Annotated in this window: 21 protein-coding genes and 1 other annotated feature; all 21 genes read left to right on the forward strand. The window is 39.5% G+C overall.

Features of this window, described 5'->3' with window-relative positions:
• The first annotated feature begins 92 nt into the window (after positions 1 to 92).
• The 21 genes from LG336_RS04740 (at position 93) to pyrR (ending at position 18621) form a co-directional block, all read left to right on the forward strand.
• Positions 93 to 884, forward strand: a complete 792-nt coding sequence (locus tag LG336_RS04740; RefSeq protein ID WP_404331422.1) for a cell division protein FtsQ/DivIB — start codon at positions 93 to 95, stop codon at positions 882 to 884.
• A complete protein-coding gene (locus LG336_RS04745; RefSeq protein ID WP_404331423.1) occupies positions 862 to 1566 on the forward strand; it encodes a DUF881 domain-containing protein in 705 nt (234 codons plus the stop codon). Before LG336_RS04740 ends, LG336_RS04745 begins: the two co-directional genes overlap by 23 nt.
• Positions 1567 to 1612: 46 nt before the next feature.
• Entirely contained in the window at positions 1613 to 2326 is a 714-nt protein-coding gene (locus tag LG336_RS04750; protein ID WP_404331424.1) for a DUF881 domain-containing protein, read from the forward strand.
• Between the two features lie 21 nt (positions 2327 to 2347).
• Positions 2348 to 2698: a small basic family protein gene (locus LG336_RS04755; protein ID WP_221873886.1), complete on the forward strand. Its 351-nt coding sequence runs from the start codon at positions 2348 to 2350 to the stop codon at positions 2696 to 2698.
• A gap of 110 nt (positions 2699 to 2808) precedes the next feature.
• Complete coding sequence (ftsA, locus tag LG336_RS04760) at positions 2809 to 4092, forward strand: cell division protein FtsA (RefSeq protein WP_404331425.1); 1284 nt, start codon at positions 2809 to 2811, stop codon at positions 4090 to 4092.
• A 41-nt stretch (positions 4093 to 4133) separates the two neighbouring features.
• A complete protein-coding gene (gene ftsZ, locus LG336_RS04765) occupies positions 4134 to 5285 on the forward strand; it encodes a cell division protein FtsZ (protein WP_404331426.1) in 1152 nt (383 codons plus the stop codon).
• Between the two features lie 274 nt (positions 5286 to 5559).
• Positions 5560 to 6495, forward strand: a complete 936-nt coding sequence (spoIIGA, locus tag LG336_RS04770; protein ID WP_404331427.1) for a sigma-E processing peptidase SpoIIGA — start codon at positions 5560 to 5562, stop codon at positions 6493 to 6495.
• 44 nt (positions 6496 to 6539) lie between these two features.
• Positions 6540 to 7259 carry an RNA polymerase sporulation sigma factor SigE gene (sigE, locus tag LG336_RS04775; RefSeq protein WP_404331428.1) on the forward strand — a complete coding sequence of 240 codons (720 nt, stop codon included), beginning with the start codon at positions 6540 to 6542 and terminating at the stop codon, positions 7257 to 7259.
• Between the two features lie 151 nt (positions 7260 to 7410).
• Positions 7411 to 8190 carry an RNA polymerase sporulation sigma factor SigG gene (gene sigG, locus LG336_RS04780; RefSeq protein WP_404331429.1) on the forward strand — a complete coding sequence of 260 codons (780 nt, stop codon included), beginning with the start codon at positions 7411 to 7413 and terminating at the stop codon, positions 8188 to 8190.
• Positions 8191 to 8319: 129 nt separating this feature from the next.
• Positions 8320 to 8592, forward strand: coding sequence for a YlmC/YmxH family sporulation protein (locus LG336_RS04785; protein WP_404331430.1), 273 nt, complete (start codon positions 8320 to 8322; stop codon positions 8590 to 8592).
• Positions 8593 to 8694: 102 nt separating this feature from the next.
• Positions 8695 to 9522 carry a peptidoglycan editing factor PgeF gene (pgeF, locus tag LG336_RS04790; RefSeq protein WP_404331431.1) on the forward strand — a complete coding sequence of 276 codons (828 nt, stop codon included), beginning with the start codon at positions 8695 to 8697 and terminating at the stop codon, positions 9520 to 9522.
• Positions 9523 to 10206, forward strand: coding sequence for a YggS family pyridoxal phosphate-dependent enzyme (locus LG336_RS04795; protein WP_404331432.1), 684 nt, complete (start codon positions 9523 to 9525; stop codon positions 10204 to 10206). It begins immediately after the preceding gene.
• Between the two features lie 2 nt (positions 10207 to 10208).
• Positions 10209 to 10655, forward strand: coding sequence for a cell division protein SepF (locus LG336_RS04800; protein ID WP_404331433.1), 447 nt, complete (start codon positions 10209 to 10211; stop codon positions 10653 to 10655).
• 6 nt (positions 10656 to 10661) lie between these two features.
• On the forward strand, positions 10662 to 10922 hold the full coding sequence (locus LG336_RS04805) for a YggT family protein (protein ID WP_404331434.1): 261 nt from the start codon (positions 10662 to 10664) through the stop codon (positions 10920 to 10922).
• A gap of 49 nt (positions 10923 to 10971) precedes the next feature.
• Positions 10972 to 11742 (forward strand): RNA-binding protein, encoded by a 771-nt coding sequence (locus tag LG336_RS04810; protein WP_404331435.1) that lies wholly within the window; start codon positions 10972 to 10974, stop codon positions 11740 to 11742.
• 90 nt (positions 11743 to 11832) lie between these two features.
• Entirely contained in the window at positions 11833 to 12354 is a 522-nt protein-coding gene (locus LG336_RS04815; RefSeq protein ID WP_404331436.1) for a DivIVA domain-containing protein, read from the forward strand.
• 46 nt (positions 12355 to 12400) lie between these two features.
• Positions 12401 to 12640: a binding site (T-box leader), on the forward strand.
• A 60-nt stretch (positions 12641 to 12700) separates the two neighbouring features.
• Positions 12701 to 15469: an isoleucine--tRNA ligase gene (gene ileS / locus LG336_RS04820; RefSeq protein ID WP_404331437.1), complete on the forward strand. Its 2769-nt coding sequence runs from the start codon at positions 12701 to 12703 to the stop codon at positions 15467 to 15469.
• 667 nt (positions 15470 to 16136) lie between these two features.
• On the forward strand, positions 16137 to 16421 hold the full coding sequence (locus LG336_RS04825) for a hypothetical protein (RefSeq protein ID WP_404331438.1): 285 nt from the start codon (positions 16137 to 16139) through the stop codon (positions 16419 to 16421).
• 84 nt (positions 16422 to 16505) lie between these two features.
• Positions 16506 to 16994 (forward strand): signal peptidase II, encoded by a 489-nt coding sequence (gene lspA, locus LG336_RS04830; protein WP_404331439.1) that lies wholly within the window; start codon positions 16506 to 16508, stop codon positions 16992 to 16994.
• The gene (locus LG336_RS04835; protein ID WP_404331440.1) at positions 16969 to 17880 is read left to right on the forward strand and encodes an RluA family pseudouridine synthase; all 912 of its coding nucleotides are present in this window, start codon (positions 16969 to 16971) and stop codon (positions 17878 to 17880) included. The genes lspA and LG336_RS04835 overlap by 26 nt, the downstream gene beginning before the upstream one ends.
• Positions 17881 to 18078: 198 nt before the next feature.
• Positions 18079 to 18621, forward strand: a complete 543-nt coding sequence (gene pyrR, locus LG336_RS04840) for a bifunctional pyr operon transcriptional regulator/uracil phosphoribosyltransferase PyrR (protein ID WP_404331441.1) — start codon at positions 18079 to 18081, stop codon at positions 18619 to 18621.
• Positions 18622 to 18660 lie beyond the last annotated feature (39 nt).

Consider the following 18660-nt stretch of genomic DNA (forward strand, 5'->3'; position numbering starts at 1 on the left):
TTGTTTTAACTTTATCCCTTATACGAGCATTCTGATTGTATAAGCTGCTGCAAACCAAAGTTTTGATATGGCCGTAAAAGAGGTGATTGGGGATGGATAAGGGAAAGATAGTGTCAATTGAGGATCGGATTCCAAAATTGAAACATCAAAGAAGAAAGAAAGCGAATAGACGTTTGATATTGATGCTTTTTCTCTTCTTTACGTTAATTCTATGTATTATATATTTCCAATCACCACTTAGTAAGGTTCATAACATCATTATCAATGGGACCGAATCCGTTGCAATTGATGAGGTGAAGAAAAAGAGTGGGATTACAAAAGGAACAAATATATGGAAAATTAATCGGAATGATACAGAAGCATTGATTGAGGACCTACCTGAAGTTGAGTCTGCTGAAGTTTCCATCCAATTTCCTAATACAGTTACTATTAATTTAAAAGAGTTTGAGAAGCTAGCCTATCTATCACATGGAAGGGATTTTATCCCTGTCCTAAGTAATGGAGAAATACTTCAGAATGGATTGACACAAGAAATACCGGTAAATGCTCCAATCTTGATCTCATTTAAAGAAGGGGAAGTGTTGAATGAGATGATTTCTTCGTTAAAGCTTCTACCAGAAGAGATTCTTACCACGATTTCTGAAATCCATCACAATCCTTCTGATACCGATTCCTATCGAATTCTCCTTTACATGAATAACGGATTTGAAGTGAATGCTACATTGAGAAACTTTACTGAGAAAATGGTTCATTACCCATCGATAATAAGCCAGCTTGACCCGTTACAAAAAGGGGTTATTGATATAGAAGTTGGTTCTTATTTTAAAGCGTATAAAGCAGAGGAAGCTGAAGAGGTTGAACTTGAAAAAGAAAGTGAAGACTAACCGTGTTGTCATATCCATTGTATGTCTTGTTTTAGGATTTATGATTGCTTATTCGTATCGGGTTACCCAAGGTGCTAAAAGTAAACAGCCGTTTACCGATAGTCAGTGGGAGCAAAGTATAAGTCTTCGTAACGAGTTGAATGATCAAAAAGAAAAAAATCGAGAATTGCAAAACGAATTGAACAGTAAGCATGAACAGGTGCGAGAATATGAGGCTGAATTGGCGAACGAAGCTCAGGTTTATTTTAACTTAGCCGAGGATGCTGAAAGATACAGAATGTTCCTTGGTAAAGTAAAGGTAAAAGGGAAAGGGGTAAAGGTAACTCTCTCAGATGGTGAGTACAATCCTAATGATCCTAACATCAATAACTATCTCGTGCATGAGCATCATGTGTTTAAGGTCATCAACGAGTTATATATTTCTGGGGCGTCTGCAATTGCGATTAATGGACAGAGATTAACCTATAATTCATATATTCTTTGTGACGGACCTGTCATTACAGTCGATGGCTATCAATATCCCGCTCCTTTTGAGATTACCGCAATTGGTGAACCTGATGTGCTTTCTTCTGCTCTCAATATTACCGGAGGAATAAAGGATCAGCTGGTAAATGACCAAATTATCTTCTCCCTACAGGAACAAAATGAAATTATCATGGAGCCAATTGTTGGAAGAAAGTAAGGCAGTTTGCAATTAAGACATTTGTGAATAGTATAAGAAGGTGAGTATGGTGAGCACCCAAAAGAATTTTTATTTCTCTGTTACGGCTTCAATCATCGGGTTCATGGTTGCCATCCAGTTTCAGACAGTAAGTGAGCCTGTCAACCGAGATACTCGTGATACTTGGGAACTTCGTAACGATTTAATGGGTGAAAAAGAACTCCAATCAGACTTACTGCAAGAAATTCGGATGATTGAGGACAAGCTTAAAAAATATGAAAGTGAACGAGAAACGAGCAAAGGGGAGCTTTTAAAAGAAACGTTAGAAGAGCTTAAACTTGAGGCGGGGATGACGGAGGTTACGGGGCCAGGCATCATTCTTACACTTCAACCCGTTATGAACGAATTAGGCCGTGAAGTTTCAATGGGTTACGTTTCGCCAAGTTTACTTCAGCGACTTATAAATGAATTGAATATGTATGGAGCCCTTCATATTTCGATTGATGGTCAAAGGGTGATCAATACAACGGTCATTCGTGATATAGGAACTGTAACAAAAATTGATGGTCACTCACTAAATAATCTCCCTTTTAAGATTAAAGTGATTACCAAAGACTTTGAGCAAGCTGAGAAGTTGTTTAAGAGAATAGAAATCTCAGATATTGTAGATGATTTCTTTGTCGACAATTTACAGGTGATTTTAACACAACCAAAAGAGGAGATTGAAATACCTGGATATCAGGATACAATCAGAATTAGATACATGGAGCCTGTTGAATAGGTGTAGGGGAGACTGATAAGAATGTGGCTTCCGTTAATGGGGCTTGTCATCGGAGTCATTATTGGTCTTTTGACCGATATAAGGATACCGCCAGAATACTCAAATTATCTTTCTATTGCAATTCTTGCAGCATTAGATACACTCTTTGGAGGAATTCGGGCACAATTACAAAATATCTACGACGAAAAAGTATTTGTGTCAGGTTTCTTTTTTAATATTTTACTGGCTGCAAGTTTAGCTTTTCTAGGTGTTCATCTTGGTGTAGACTTGTACTTAGCGGCAGTTTTTGCATTTGGTGTAAGGCTGTTTCAAAATATCGCCGTAATTAGAAGGATTCTCTTGACAAAATGGACTTCAAATGGTGAAAAGTAGAAAAAAAAATGATATTTTAAAAGGGAATCAACTAATTTTGACGAATAGGATAATGTAATTAAACAGGAATAATAAAGCTTGTTGTTCGAATATAAAGGAGGTGCCAGAGAATGAACAGCAATGATATATATGTCAGTCTTGACATCGGTACATCCAGTGTAAAGGTGATTATTGGAGAAATGGCCAATGACTCTTTGAATATAATCGGTGTAGGCAACGTTAAATCAGAGGGCCTTAGAAAGGGTTCAATCGTTGATATAGATGAAACCGTTCATTCTATTAAACAAGCAGTAGAACAGGCTGAAAGAATGATAGGGATGGATATTCGCCAGGTGATTGTTGGCGTTACTGGCAACCATGTCACACTTCAGCCATGCCACGGAGTTGTAGCCGTCTCTAGTCCTAATAGAGAAATTGCAAATGAAGATGTAGCAAGAGTAATGGATGCTGCTCAAGTAGTTTCCATTCCACCAGAGCGTGAAATAATTGATGTCATCCCAAGACAATTTATTGTTGATGGGTTGGACGAGATCAGTGACCCGCGTGGAATGATTGGTGTCCGACTTGAAATGGAAGGGACAATCATTACTGGCTCAAAAACGATTTTACATAATACTCTCCGCTGTGTGGAACGTGCTGGCCTCGAAGTGTTAGACATCGTACTCCAACCTTTGGCGGCTGGAGCGTTTGCACTCTCAAAAGATGAGAAGAATATGGGTGTAGTCCTTATCGATATTGGTGGTGGTTCGACAACACTTGGTTGGTTCGTAGAGGGACAATTGGCAGGTACTGCTGTTATACCAGTAGGTGGAGAACATGTCACAAAGGATTTATCAGTAGGTTTAAGAACTTCCACAGAAGATGCCGAAAAAATTAAGGTGAAACATGGACATGCCTTTTATGACCATGCTTCTGAGGATGAAGTATTTACTGTCGGTATTATTGGGAGCGACCAACAACAGCAGTTTAACCAGTTAGAGGTTGCGGATATCATTGAAGCTCGTATTGAAGAAATATTTGAACTAGTTCAAAATGAACTTAGAAAAATGAATGTCCGAGACTTGCCAGGTGGATTCGTTCTTACTGGTGGCATGGCAAATATGCAGGGTGTTCTGGAGCTTGCCCAAGATATGTTTCAAAGTCGAGTAAGACTAGCTGTACCGGACTATATCGGGGTACGTGAACCACAGTTCACAACTGCTGTAGGTCTGATTAAATTCGCCTATAAAAACGCTAAACTGCAAGGTAGACAAGTTGAGGCTACTGTTGCTGAACAGGAATATAAGGAAAATCGAATTCAAAAACAGCCGCATCCAAAAACCAAGCCGGAAAAAAAACCGGAAGAAAAAGGACCATCAAGAGTAAAGAAATTTCTCGGCTACTTTTTTGAGTAAACTATGCTAACCGGAATCTCGACGATTTAGGAGGATTTGTCATGTTGGAGTTTGATACAAATTTAGATTCACTTGCAACGATAAAAGTTATCGGTGTTGGTGGCGGCGGAAATAATGCAGTTAACCGGATGATTGAACATGGCGTACAAGGTGTTGAATTCATTGCAGTTAATACAGATGCACAGGCCTTAAATCTTTCAAAGGCTGAAATTAAGATGCAAATTGGTGGTAAGTTAACCCGTGGACTAGGTGCAGGTGCAAATCCTGAAGTCGGGAAAAAAGCTGCAGAAGAAAGCAAAGAACAGATTGAAGAGGCACTAAAAGGTGCGGATATGGTATTCGTTACCGCGGGTATGGGTGGCGGTACAGGTACCGGTGCAGCTCCAGTTATCGCTCAGATTGCCAGAGATTTAGGGGCGTTAACGGTTGGGGTTGTGACAAGACCGTTTACGTTCGAGGGACGGAAACGTGCAACTCAAGCGGCTGGTGGAATTGGTTCCATGAAGGAAGCAGTGGATACGTTAATTGTGATTCCAAACGACAGATTGCTTGAGATTGTCGATAAAAGTACCCCGATGCTCGAAGCATTCCGTGAGGCGGATAATGTATTGCGTCAAGGTGTTCAAGGTATCTCAGATTTGATTGCTGTTCCTGGTCTAATCAACCTTGACTTTGCCGATGTAAAAACGATTATGTCCAATAAAGGATCCGCTCTAATGGGTATCGGTGTTGCAGCGGGAGAAAACCGTGCTGCTGAGGCCGCTAAAAAAGCGATTTCTTCTCCGTTACTTGAGACATCGATTGATGGAGCACAAGGTGTTCTAATGAACATTACAGGGGGATCAAACCTTAGCCTTTATGAGGTTCAAGAGGCTGCTGATATTGTTGCTACAGCATCCGATCAGGAAGTAAATATGATTTTCGGTTCCGTAATTAATGATAACTTGAAAGACGAAATCATCGTAACAGTTATCGCGACAGGATTCAATGACATCCCAGCACAACAACCAAAACAAACTAGACCAGTTTTCGGTGGTCAAACGAAACCGAATTCTGCTGGTCATGTGAAGCGTGAACCGAAAAGGGAAGAACCTCAACAGGAACAACAGCAAAGACCTAACCCTGCTCAACAACAAGTGGAGGATACTTTAGATATTCCAACCTTCCTTCGCAATCGAAATCGCAGAAGATAGTTCTTCTATCTATCAAAGCACAGCAAATTTTGCTGTGCTTTTTTTGTGTTTTTTAAGTTGATAATGTGACAAAATCCGAATGGATAAGTGAAAATTTCTGAAGTTTTGATTACAGAAAGTGACACACTTCAATCATGGATGTACGTTATACTTTGTCGTAAGCATAAAGTAGATAGTGAGGCGATTGTGAAACGATAGAGTAATGTGATATCCAAGTTGCTTTTTAGTTAGGCATTTATCATGGAAAGTATGGGTGTTCTGGGAGGGTAGGGTTTTGACTGTCTATCTCGATGTGATTTGGGCCTTGAATTTGTGTTTTGATGCCCTTCTCCTTTATTTAACTGCTCTCATATTGAAGAGAAGGGTGAATCTCTGGAGGGTGTTTCTAGGTGGCTTAATGGGATCACTATTAATATTACTCATGCTAACTCCGTTTGAGTATACTGGACATCCAGTAGTCAAACTTGCTTTTTCAATCATGATGGTTCTGATTGTTTTCGGATTTAAAAAGCTTCGTTCTTTTCTAAAATGTCTTATGACATTTTATATGATGACCTTTTTAATCGGTGGGGCCATAATTGGGACCCATTATTTTATCCAGTTTGATTTCAATTTATCTACTTCTGTAGCCTTAGCAAGTATCAAGGGGTTCGGAGACCCAATAAGTTGGTTATTTGTTCTCTTGGGCTTTCCGCTGGCTTGGCATTTTTCTAAAACCAATTTAGAAGGAATTGAAATGGCTAAAATTCAGTATGATCAGATTGTTGATGTATTTGTGGAGTTTAATGGAGTAGATATTCGGCTTAAAGGGCTAGTTGATAGTGGGAATCAATTATATGATCCTATTTCGCGAAAGCCTGTCATGATTGTATCGATAGAGTCCTTGCCAGCTGAATTTCCGGAAGAGATTAAAAGGGTGGCTGAGAACCCTGATTTAATTTTGACTGGGGAAGTAAATATGCCTGCTGAGTTTGAAAGTAGGATGAAGATTATCCCCTGCAAGGTTGTTGGCCAAGAGCATCAGCTGATTATTGCGCTTAAGCCGGAGTTACTTAAAATTCAGAGCGAGAAAGATACGTTTATTGTGGATAAGGCGCTCATTAGTTTTACGGCCCAAAAGCTATCCTCTGATGACAACTTTGATTGTATTGTTCACCCGAAAATGCTTACGGGAGCAGCAACTCAGGAAACAGGTGTAATGGTAAGTTAATAATACTATACTCAAAAAAACAAAAATTAGAAGGAGGACAATTCATGAAAAGTTTAAGGCTGCGCTTATCCTATTACTGGTATAAGTTCTTACACAAACTAGGGCTAAAAACAGATGAAGTTTATTATATCGGCGGTAGTGAAGCTCTGCCTCCTCCTTTGAATAAAGATGAAGAAGAACTGTTATTAAAAAAATTACCTAATGGAGATAAAGTGGCAAGGTCAATTCTGATCGAAAGAAATTTAAGACTCGTCGTTTACATTGCAAGGAAGTTTGAAAACACGGGCATTAACATTGAGGATTTAATTTCCATTGGAACGATTGGTCTCATTAAGGCTGTAAATACGTTCAATCCTGAAAAAAAGATTAAACTCGCTACATACGCTTCCCGCTGTATCGAGAATGAAATTCTAATGTACCTACGCAGAAACAATAAAATTCGTTCCGAAGTTTCCTTTGATGAACCTTTGAATATCGATTGGGATGGAAATGAATTGCTCCTATCTGATGTTCTTGGAACGGATGATGATATTATCACGAAGGATCTGGAATCCAATGTGGATAAAAAGCTATTGATTAAGGCATTAGAGCAGTTATCGGACCGCGAGAAACAAATCATGGAACTTCGTTTTGGGCTTGGAAGTGGTGAGGAGAAGACTCAGAAAGATGTTGCCGATATGTTAGGAATTTCCCAGTCCTATATTTCTAGACTAGAAAAAAGAATTATTAAAAGGCTACGAAAAGAATTTAATAAGATGGTGTAAAAATTTTTTAGTGCCTAAATCCATGACTGCAAAGGTTTTCAGGGGATATTTTCCTTTTTAGGGAAAGTTAGTCCAACTGTCATGTGCATATTTTTCCTTCCTGCGGAGATACTGAATTTTGTACAGCAGCTCCTGTAAGGAGGGAAAAAGATTGACTCGAAACAAAGTAGAAATTTGCGGTGTGGATACTTCAAAGTTGCCAGTTTTGAAAAATGAAGAAATGCGTGAACTTTTCAAACAGATGCAAAATGGTGATTTAACAGCAAGGGAGAAGCTTGTAAATGGAAACCTACGGCTAGTGTTGAGTGTCATACAGCGCTTTAACAACCGTGGAGAATTTGTAGACGATCTATTCCAGGTGGGCTGTATTGGACTTATGAAATCAATAGATAATTTTGATTTAGGCCAAAATGTTAAGTTTTCAACTTATGCTGTTCCAATGATTATCGGGGAAATTAGGAGATATCTACGTGATAATAACCCAATTCGAGTTTCACGCTCACTCCGAGATATCGCCTATAAAGCACTACAGGTTAGAGAAAAGCTTATGAGTGAAAGGTTAAGAGAGCCTACAGCTGAGGAAATTTCCAAAGTACTTGATGTCCCTCATGAGGAAATTGTCTTTGCTTTGGATGCCATTCAAGACCCTGTATCATTATTTGAGCCCATCTATAATGACGGAGGCGACCCAATCTATGTCATGGACCAGCTAAGTGATGAGCGGAACAAGGATATAAATTGGATTGAAGAAATTGCCCTTAAAGAAGGGATGCGTCGTTTGAATGAACGTGAAAAATTGATTTTGAGAAAACGATTTTTCCAAGGGAAAACGCAGATGGAAGTTGCTGAGGAGATTGGAATATCTCAGGCACAGGTTTCAAGGCTCGAAAAAGCTGCTATTAAACAAATGAATAAAAATATCCAAAACTAACAAACTGTTTTCGATATGGGAAAAAGGCTGCCATTTTAGGCGGCTTTTTATTTTATATTAAGGAAAGCTAGCATGAATGACCTCCTTGCTTTCATATATTTTAATAAGAGAGGGCAGGGAGGAATCAGGATGTTAAAGGTTTCAGAGTTCCAAATAAAAGATGTTGTGAATGTCTCAGATGGGAAACGGCTAGGAAATATAGATGATATTGAAATCAACCTTGATACTGGTAAAATTGAATCAGTTATCATTGGGGGCGTAGGGAGGGTACTCGGTTTTTTTGGGAAAGATGAAGAGGTTATAATACCGTGGCAAAATATTTTAAAAATTGGCGAAGATGTTATTCTTGTACGATATAAAGGTTATGGTGAAACAAAAGAAGGAGAAGAAGTAACAGAATAACCGTATTGTTTCAAGCTAACGTACTACTTATGCTAAACTATTAGTAAAACTCCATCAGAGGGGGGAATCCCTTCTTGGTGGTTGTTTATAGTGAGGGGAAAAATGGAACCATTCAAAATAACAGGCCCAAAATATTTTGCCATTGAATCATGGATGAACGACAATTCTGGATTATTGGCGGGTTTCTCTACGAAAAATGGTGGTGTTAGTCAAGGAGATTTCTCAGGACTAAACTTTGGCTTCCATGTCGGAGATGATTCATTATCTGTTCTGAAAAATCGTGAATTGCTATCACAAGAAATAGCGTTTCCACTAGAGTGTTGGATTGGCGCGGAACAAACCCATGAAGTCAGAGTGCAAAAGGTAACAAAAGCAGATAGGGGTAAAGGCTCTGATCGGTATGAAACATCATTTCTAAGAACAGACGGTTTCTTTACAGATGATAGAGGGGTAATGCTAACCCTTTGCTTTGCCGATTGTGTTCCAATCTATTTTATCGACAAGGAAAAAGGTTTTATAGGTGTGGTCCATGCAGGCTGGAAAGGAAGCGTTGGTGGGATTGCAAAAGAAATGGTGTCTGTTTTTGTCCAAAACGGTAGTCATCTATCGGCAATTTCTGTGATAATTGGTCCCTCTATATGCAAAAAATGTTATATTGTAGATGAGCGAGTTATCAAATTAGTTGAAAAAGGACTAGAAGGTGTCGAAAAAAAACCATATAATCAAATTAACACTGTTCAATATTCACTTGACTTGAAGGAACTTAATAAACAAATTCTTTTAAAAGCTGGTGTACAGCAAGTGAATATTTCCGTAACATCCTATTGTACTAGCTGTGATAGTGATTATTTCTATTCGCATCGTGGGGACCAAGGGAAAACAGGTCGGATGCTTGCTTTTATTGGATGGAAGGAGGAGCTTCATTCCTAAATGAGAGTTATAGAAAACCTTAAACATATTCGCTCTAACATAGAAGATGCCTGTAAACGCTCAGGTCGGAGCCCAGAAGAGGTAACCATTATTGCCGTTACTAAATATGTAAGTGTAGAAAGAGCCCAAGAAGCAGTGGATGCAGGTATTCTCCATTTGGGAGAAAATCGTGATGAAGGACTCTTGAATAAGTGGGATCATTTAGGAGACAAGCCTACCTGGCACTATATTGGATCCATGCAAACACGTAAAGTGAAAAATGTAATTGATAAAATTCATTATCTTCATTCATTGGACAGGTTATCTTTGGCAAAAGAAGTAGATAAACGGGCAAATCATAAGGTAAAATGCTTTGTACAGGTCAATGTTTCAGGGGAAGAATCGAAACATGGTATGGAGCCTGAAACAGTGCTTGATTTTATTAAGGAATTACAGCAGTTTGAACATATTCAGGTAGAAGGCCTAATGACGATGGCCCCTTATACAGATGATGAGGCCGAGCTACGTAGATGTTTTCGGAAATTGAGAACACTGCAACAGGAAGTTCAACAATTACACCTAGATTATGCACCTTGCCGTGAACTTTCAATGGGAATGTCCAATGATTATCAAATTGCAATTGAAGAAGGGGCTACTATAGTAAGGATTGGCACCGCATTAGTAGGTGAAGAATCGGAGGTGTAGTGATGAGTCTAAAGTCAAAATTCAAGAACTATTTCTTTCTTGAAGATGAATATGACTATAAAGAAGAGGACATGATTGAAGAAAACCAGGAACAGGGTAAACAACAACAACAAGTGAAACAGCCGACTCAGAAACAAAATGTCGTTAGTCTTCAGAGTGTACAAAAGTCGTCCAAAGTGATCTTATTGGAGCCAAGGGTATATGCAGAGGCACAGGATATTGCAGACCATTTAAAAAACAGGCGTGCCGTTGTGGTGAATCTTCAGCGTATTGAACAAGATCAAGCTAGACGAATTGTTGACTTTCTAAGTGGCACTGTTTATGCAATTGGTGGAGATATTCAAAAAATAGGAGCGAATATAATTTTGTGTACACCGGACAATGTAGAAGTATCAGGGAATATATCTGAGCTTTTGCATGAACGGGATTTACAAGAATCGAGGTGGTAGGGTTTAATGGATTTTCTACTAGGGATTATTCTTCAATTACTCTCCCTATATCAATGGGCGTTAATTATTTATATCTTTATGTCATGGTTTCCGAATGCACGAGAATCGGCAATTGGCCAATTTCTATCCCGTATTTGTGAACCGTATTTAGAACCTTTTCGGAAGTTTATTCCACCGCTTGGCATGATTGATATCTCGCCAATCGTTGCTTTTTTAGTATTAAATTTTGCAAGAAGTGGACTTATCCAGCTTTTTGGATGGTTCTAATTCAAGGGTCTCTTGTAGACCCTTTTTGTTTTAAAAAGGAGAAATTTCGATGAATATCTATCAACATTTTCGTCCTGAAGAACGGGATTTCATTGACCAAGTGATTGGCTGGCGTGAATATGTGGAGCAGACATACGCCCCAAAATTAACGGATTTTCTCGATCCTCGAGAACAACAGATTGTTAAAACGATTATTGGAGCAAGAGAGGTAAAATGCTCTCTTTTCGGTGGAGCAGAAACGACGGAACGTCAAAGAGCTTTGATTTACCCAGATTATTTTGAAGCCAGTCAGGAAGAGTTTCAAATCAGCTTGTTTGAGCTAGAATATGCGAAAAAATTTGTTACGATTGAACATCGTCAGGTTCTTGGTAGTCTCATGGGGTTAGGATTAAAACGCGGGAAATTCGGTGACATATTGTTAAAAGAAGATCAGGTTCAGTTTTTTGCTGCTGCAGAAGTTTCCGATTACGTTCGGCTTCAACTCGAAAGTGTAGGGAGAGCAGGTATCACTCTTAAGGAGGTAGCATTAGAGAATGCCATACAACCAGAAGTAAATTGGCGTGAGGTTTCTACTACAGCTTCCTCTTTACGCCTCGATACCCTTATGTCAGCGATATACAATATCTCGAGGCAAAAATCTCAAATTTATATTCAACAGGGTGTAGTGAAAGTCAATTGGACGGCAATTGAAAACCCAGCGTTTGAATGTGGCGAAGGAGATGTCATTTCTGTTCGTGGATTAGGGCGGACGAAGATTGTGACAATTGAAGGAAAAACAAAAAAAGATAAATGGCGGATTATTGCCGGCAAACAAAAATAAGGATATAGTAGAAATTAGCAGGAATTTTTGTTATCCTGTCGAATTATCCTCTATACATACTAGTTTATATACAAAATAGGAGGTGGCGTCATGCCTTTAACGCCGTTAGATATACACAATAAAGAGTTTAGCAAAGGTTTCCGAGGTTATGATGAGGATGAAGTCAATGAATTCCTCGATCAAGTGATAAAAGATTATGAAATGATTATTCGTGAGAAAAAAGAGCTTGAAGAAAAGCTTGGCGATATGAATTCACGTCTTGGCCACTTCACAACAATTGAGGAAACTTTGAATAAGTCGATTGTTATTGCTCAAGAAGCCGGCGAAGAAGTTAAGCGAAATGCCCAAAAGGAAGCGAAATTAATTATTAAGGAAGCAGAAAAAAATGCCGATCGTATAATTAATGAATCGCTGTCTAAGGCACGTAAGATTGCACTTGAAATTGAAGAACTAAAAAAGCAATCCAAAGTATTTAGAAACCGCTTTAAAATGTTAATTGAAGCACAGCTAGATATGCTTAGTAATGACGATTGGGATCATTTGCTCGAATACGAGCTTGATTCGACAGAACTAAAGTCCGCGGTTAAGGAAGAAGAAGATTCACTAGCTTGACGCTCTTGGTTTAGTTATATATAATTTCTTAAAAGTACATTTCATGATCGAAACAATGACAGGGACAGTACGAGTTCTTCATTACTCAATATCCAGCGAATCAGGGATGGTGGAAGCCTGATATGAGGGAGAATTCGGAAAATCACCCGATAGTTCCAAGCTGAACGTTCCTAGTGAGCTATTAAGTGTAGGCGAATCATTCACGTTAAGAATGCTAAAGCGGACAGTCTGTGTATTCAGGATGTCTAATAGGGTGGTACCGCGGGAAAACCTTCTCGTCCCTTCTAGGGATGAGAAGGTTTTTTTGTCATTTTTAGGAAAATGGAAAATAGTAGGAGGAAGAAAGATGGATTTTAAAGACACACTGTTGATGCCGAAGACTGAGTTTCCAATGCGTGGGAACTTACCGAAGCGTGAGCCAGATTTACAAGCAAAATGGGAAGAAATGAACATTTATGAAATGGTGCAGAAACGGACAGAAGGACGCCCACATTTTATTTTGCATGATGGACCTCCATACGCAAATGGGGATATCCACATCGGTCATGCCTTAAATAAAATTTTAAAGGACATGATTGTACGCTATAAGTCAATGAGTGGTTTTTCATCTCCATATGTACCAGGTTGGGATACGCATGGACTTCCGATTGAGCAGGCACTCACAAACAAGGGTGTGAAAAGAAAAGAAATGACTGTAGCCGAGTTCCGTAAGCTTTGTGAAAAATATGCTTACGAACAGATTGACAGTCAACGTACTCAATTCAAAAGACTCGGTGTCCGCGGTGATTGGGAAAATCCATATATTACGTTAAAACCGGCTTATGAAGCACAGCAAATCAAGGTATTTGGTGAGATGGCGAAAAAAGGCTATATCTACAAAGGCTTGAAGCCGGTATACTGGTCTCCATCTAGTGAATCAGCTTTAGCTGAAGCAGAAATTGAGTATAAAGATAAAAAGTCACCATCCATTTATGTTGGCTTCAAGGTGAAAACTGGAAATAATGTCTTGACGGAAGATGTTGAGATTGTCATCTGGACAACAACTCCATGGACCATCCCAGCGAACCTAGGAATTTCTGTTCACCCTGAATTAACCTATGTTGTAGTAGCTGTTGGCGACAAGAAATATTTAGTTGCGGAAGCGTTACTAGAAACAGTTACTCAAGAAATTGGTTGGGAAAATCCTTCTGTTGTTCAAAAGGTTCAAGGGAAAGAGTTGGAGAAGGTGGTTGCAGAGCATCCGCTTTATGGTAGAGATTCTCTTGTTATGCTAGGTGAGCATGTTACAACAGATGCTGGTACTGGTTGTGTACACACGGCTCCTGGGCACGGGGAAGATGACTTCTTAGTTGGGCAAAAATATGGTCTTGATGTTTTAAGCCCGGTGGATGATAAAGGCTGCATGACAGCAGAGGCTGAAGGTTTCGAAGGGTTATTTTATGATGAAGCCAACAAGCCAATCACAGAAAAGCTTCAGGAAGCTGGAAAATTACTAAAGCTTTCTTTCATGACACACTCCTACCCACATGACTGGAGAACGAAAAAACCAGTTATTTTTAGAGCTACAGCTCAATGGTTTGCGTCAATTAAAGATTTCCGTGGGGACCTCCTGCAGGCGATCAATGATACAAAATTTGTTCCTGCCTGGGGTGAAACAAGACTTTACAACATGGTTCGCGACCGTGGGGACTGGTGTATTTCTAGACAACGTGCATGGGGCGTACCAATTCCAGTGTTTTATGCGGAAAATGGCGAACCAATTATCACCGATGAAACAATCAACCATATTTCTGACCTGTTTAGAGAACAAGGTTCAAATATCTGGTTTGAGAAGGATGCAAAGGACTTGTTGCCTGCAGGGTTTACACATCCAGGAAGTCCTAATGGTGGGTTTACAAAAGAAACAGATATCATGGATGTATGGTTTGATTCTGGTTCTTCTCATCAAGCCGTTCTTCTTGAGCGTGATGATTTAGAACGACCTGCAGACCTTTATCTTGAAGGTTCTGACCAATATCGTGGTTGGTTTAACTCTTCCTTATCTACTGGAGTAGCAGTAACAGGAAAAGCTCCGTATAAAGGCATTTTGAGCCACGGATTCGTACTTGATGGGGACGGAAGAAAAATGAGTAAATCACTAGGAAATGTCGTTGTTCCAGCGAAAGTGATGAATCAGCTTGGAGCAGATATTCTTCGTCTCTGGGTTGCTTCTGTGGACTATCAAGCTGATGTTCGCGTATCAGATCCAATCTTAAAACAGGTTGCGGAAGTTTACCGGAAAATCCGTAATACGTTTAGATTCTTACTAGGTAACCTTGCTGATTTTAATCCAGAAACAGATGCGGTAGCATTTGAGGATTTGCGTGAAGTTGATCAGTTTATGCTGGTAAAATTGAATAAGTTAATCAAGCACACTCATCATTCATATGAAAATTATGAATTTGCTGGTGTATACCACGCTGTAAATAATTTCTGCACGCTTGATTTAAGTTCGTTCTATCTTGATTTTGCTAAAGATATTCTTTATATTGAATCAACAAATCATCCAGACCGACGTGCGATTCAAACTGTACTCCATGAAAGTCTCTTGACTCTTGTAAAACTAGTTGCGCCAATTCTTCCACATACAGCAGATGAAGTTTGGTCGTTCATTCCGGCTGTATCTGAAGAAAGTGTTCAATTAACAGATTTACCTGAAGCCAAAGAAATTCATAATGCTGATCAGTTGGAAACAAAGTGGAATGCTTTCTTAAAACTTCGCGATGAAGTTCTTAAAGCCCTAGAGGAAGCAAGAAACGAAAAAGTAATTGGTAAATCACTTACAGCTAAAGTGACTCTTTATGTGAATAGCAAGACACAAGAGCTCCTACATTCTATTGAAGAGGATCTAGCTCAGCTATTCATCGTCTCTGATTTTGAGGTTGCAGGTGGTTATAATGATGCACCAGAAAAATCCATCAAGCTTGAGCAAGCTGCCATTGTGGTTACAAAGGCAGAAGGTGAAACATGTGAACGCTGCTGGGTTGTCACACCAGAAGTTGGCAAAGTAGAGGAATATCCTACTGTATGCCCAAGATGTGCCAGTGTTGTAAAAGAACATTATGGAAATAACTAAAGAAAAGAAAAGTGTCCCAAATAGGGGCACTTTTTTATCGTTAAAAATGTGCCAAACAGCACAAAGGAATTCAGAAAAACGGTCTGTAGGGCTCAATGTGACCAAACATCAAAGGAAATCAGGGGAACGGTCACATTGGATGGTTCAATGTGACCAAACATCAAAGGAAATCAGGGGAACGGTCACATTGGAGGGCTCAATGTGACCAAACATCAAAGGAAATCAGGGAAACGGTCACATTGGAGGGCTCAATGTGACCAAACAGCAAAGGAAGACAGAGAAACGGTCACATTGGATGGTTCATTGTGACCAAACAGCAAAGGAAATCAAGGGAACGGTCACATTGGATGGTTCAATGTGACCAAACAGCAAGGAAATCAGAGAAACGGTAACATTGGATGTTTCAGGTGCTTCTGCTTAATTTTATTGGGAAAAATAGTCTGTCACAGATAAACGGTTAAGGCTTACTATAATAACAAGAGTATCTACGGTTTATCACGTCGGAAAAGAGGTGGAAAGCGAATTTTTTTATTCATACAGAGAACCTTCATTTTATAAAATTTTCCTTCTCCGACAATTCTTGTTCTGCTTGTCAAAAGTTTATCCGAGTCAATGGATTAGAACGGGTAATAATAGCTTGTAAACAGGAACGGAGGCAGTGATATATATGAAGCGATATCATTTTATCTATGAAGAGCTCCGTCACACCAAGGAGGAACTGCTGAATCGTTTACAAAACGCAGATAAAAACAGCCAAATCCTTCTCTATATCAAAGCGGAGCTTGATGATGTGGAACGAGCGTTAGCGAAGATGGAAGCTGGAGATTTTGGACGATGTGAAATGTCAGGTGAGTTACTGCCTGATGGACTAATTGGAATGGTTCCGACAGCAAGGACTGAAGAAGATATTAAAATGATGGAGGCTTACCTCCGAAAACCGCTCTATTCATAGTATCAATAAAAGTATCACTGTAGTTTTTACGTGCGTTGTGCTAAAATGCAAAAGTAATCCATATTTAAGTTGGAGGTTACTTTTGTGTTTTATTACATAATCGCTTTATTGATCATATTATTGGACCAGCTGACAAAGTGGATGGTTGTGCATTATATGAAGCTGGGTGAAAGTATCCAAGTAATCGAAAATTTACTGTACATTACATCTCATCGCAATCGTGGGGCTGCTTGGGGGATATTGCAAGGACAAATGTGGTTTTTCTATATCATTACAGTCATTGTGATGATTGGCCTTGTCTATTATCTCGAAAAAGAAGCCAAATACAACAAATTATTTGGAATTTCAATAGCCCTTATGCTGGGTGGGGCAATGGGAAACTTTATCGACCGTGTCTTCCGGAAAGAAGTGGTTGATTTTGTGAACACGTATATTTTCACATACGATTTCCCTATCTTCAATGTCGCTGACTCTGCTCTTGTTATCGGCGTTGGATTGATTATGCTTCATATGTTAAGGGAAGAGAGAGAGGCGAAAAAGAACCAAGATGGAAAAACTGGAAAAAGTCATTGAGGAAAGTCTAGTAGGAGACCGGATCGATAAAGCTGTGTCGACGATGGATGCAGAATGGTCACGTAGTCAGGTTCAGCAATGGATAAAGGATGGCTTAGTGGTCGTAAATGGAAAGCCGGTAAAACCGAATTATAAATGTAGTTTGAACGATGTGATTGGAATCGAGATTCCGGACCTGGAAGAACTGAATGTGATCCCCGAAGAAATGGATCTCGATATTTATTATGAAGATGCTGATGTTTTAGTCGTGAATAAACCAAAGGGAATGGTTGTTCATCCTGCGCCAGGGCATCTTACAGGTACCCTTGTAAATGGTTTAATGGCTCATTGTAAGGATTTATCTGGGATTAATGGTGTGTTAAGACCTGGAATTGTTCATCGGATTGACATGGACACATCAGGGCTATTAATGGTTGCGAAAAATGACCTAGCTCACGAAAGCCTTGTGAATCAGCTTGTGGCTAAAACGGTGACGCGTAAGTATCGGGCAATTGTTCATGGTGTTATTCCACATGATTATGGCACCATTGAAGCACCTCTAGGAAGAGATCAAAAGGACAGGCAAAGTATGGCTGTCGTTGATAACGGCAAGCATGCGGTTACTCATTTTAATGTTCTGGAACGGTTTAAAGATTTTTCATTTGTTGAATGTAAGCTTGAAACTGGGAGAACTCATCAAATCCGTGTCCATATGAAATATATTGGATATCCGCTTGTAGGGGATCCGAAATATGGTCCAAGGAAGACCCTTGATTTAGGGGGACAGGCTCTTCACGCTGGAATCTTAGGGTTTGAGCATCCACGGACTGGCCAATACCTGGAATTTGAAGCGCCACTACCAGATTATTTCGAGAATCTACTAGATGATTTAAGAAATAATCGTTGACAATTCGAGGAGCATCTAATAAGATTAGCTTAGTTGAATAAGACCTTTAAGACAGTCCCGTGAGGCTGAGAAGGAACGGAACGTAAGTTGGGTAGCACCCGCTTGCACTTTTAAACGCATTCGTTTATCCTCTCACCTTAGGTGAGAGGATTTTTTGTTTTTGACCGTTCTAAAAAAGGATGGAAAGGGTGTAGGAATTTGTCACAAAAAGCAGTAGTACTAGATGAACAAGCAATTCGCAGAGCCTTAACAAGGATTGCACACGAGATTATCGAGAAAAATAAAGGGATTGAAGGCTGTATATTAGTGGGGATCCGTACTAGAGGAATTTATTTAGCAGAACGCCTTGCTGAGCGAATTCAACAAATAGAAGGGAAAGAAATTGCAGTAGGTGAGCTAGACATTACCCTTTATCGTGATGACTTGACGAAGAAAACAGACGATCAAGAACCATTAGTAAAGGGCTCCGATATTCCTTACGTCATTACGAATCAAAAAGTAATTTTGGTAGATGACGTTCTCTACACAGGTAGAACGGTTAGGGCAGCACTAGATGCATTAGTAGACATTGGCAGACCTTCTTCGGTGCAGTTAGCCGTCTTAGTAGACAGAGGGCATCGCGAACTGCCAGTAAGAGCGGATTATGTTGGGAAAAACATCCCAACTTCAAGCTCAGAAAAGATTGTTGTAGAATTAACAGAAGTAGATGAAAACGACAGAGTCAGTATTCATGAAAAATAATGATACCTTTTAAGAAAAGTCCAGAGAGGCTTGTAAGGG

It is taken from the genome of Mesobacillus maritimus, assembly GCF_044803185.1.
Lineage (GTDB): Bacteria > Bacillota > Bacilli > Bacillales > Cytobacillaceae > Mesobacillus_B > Mesobacillus_B maritimus_B.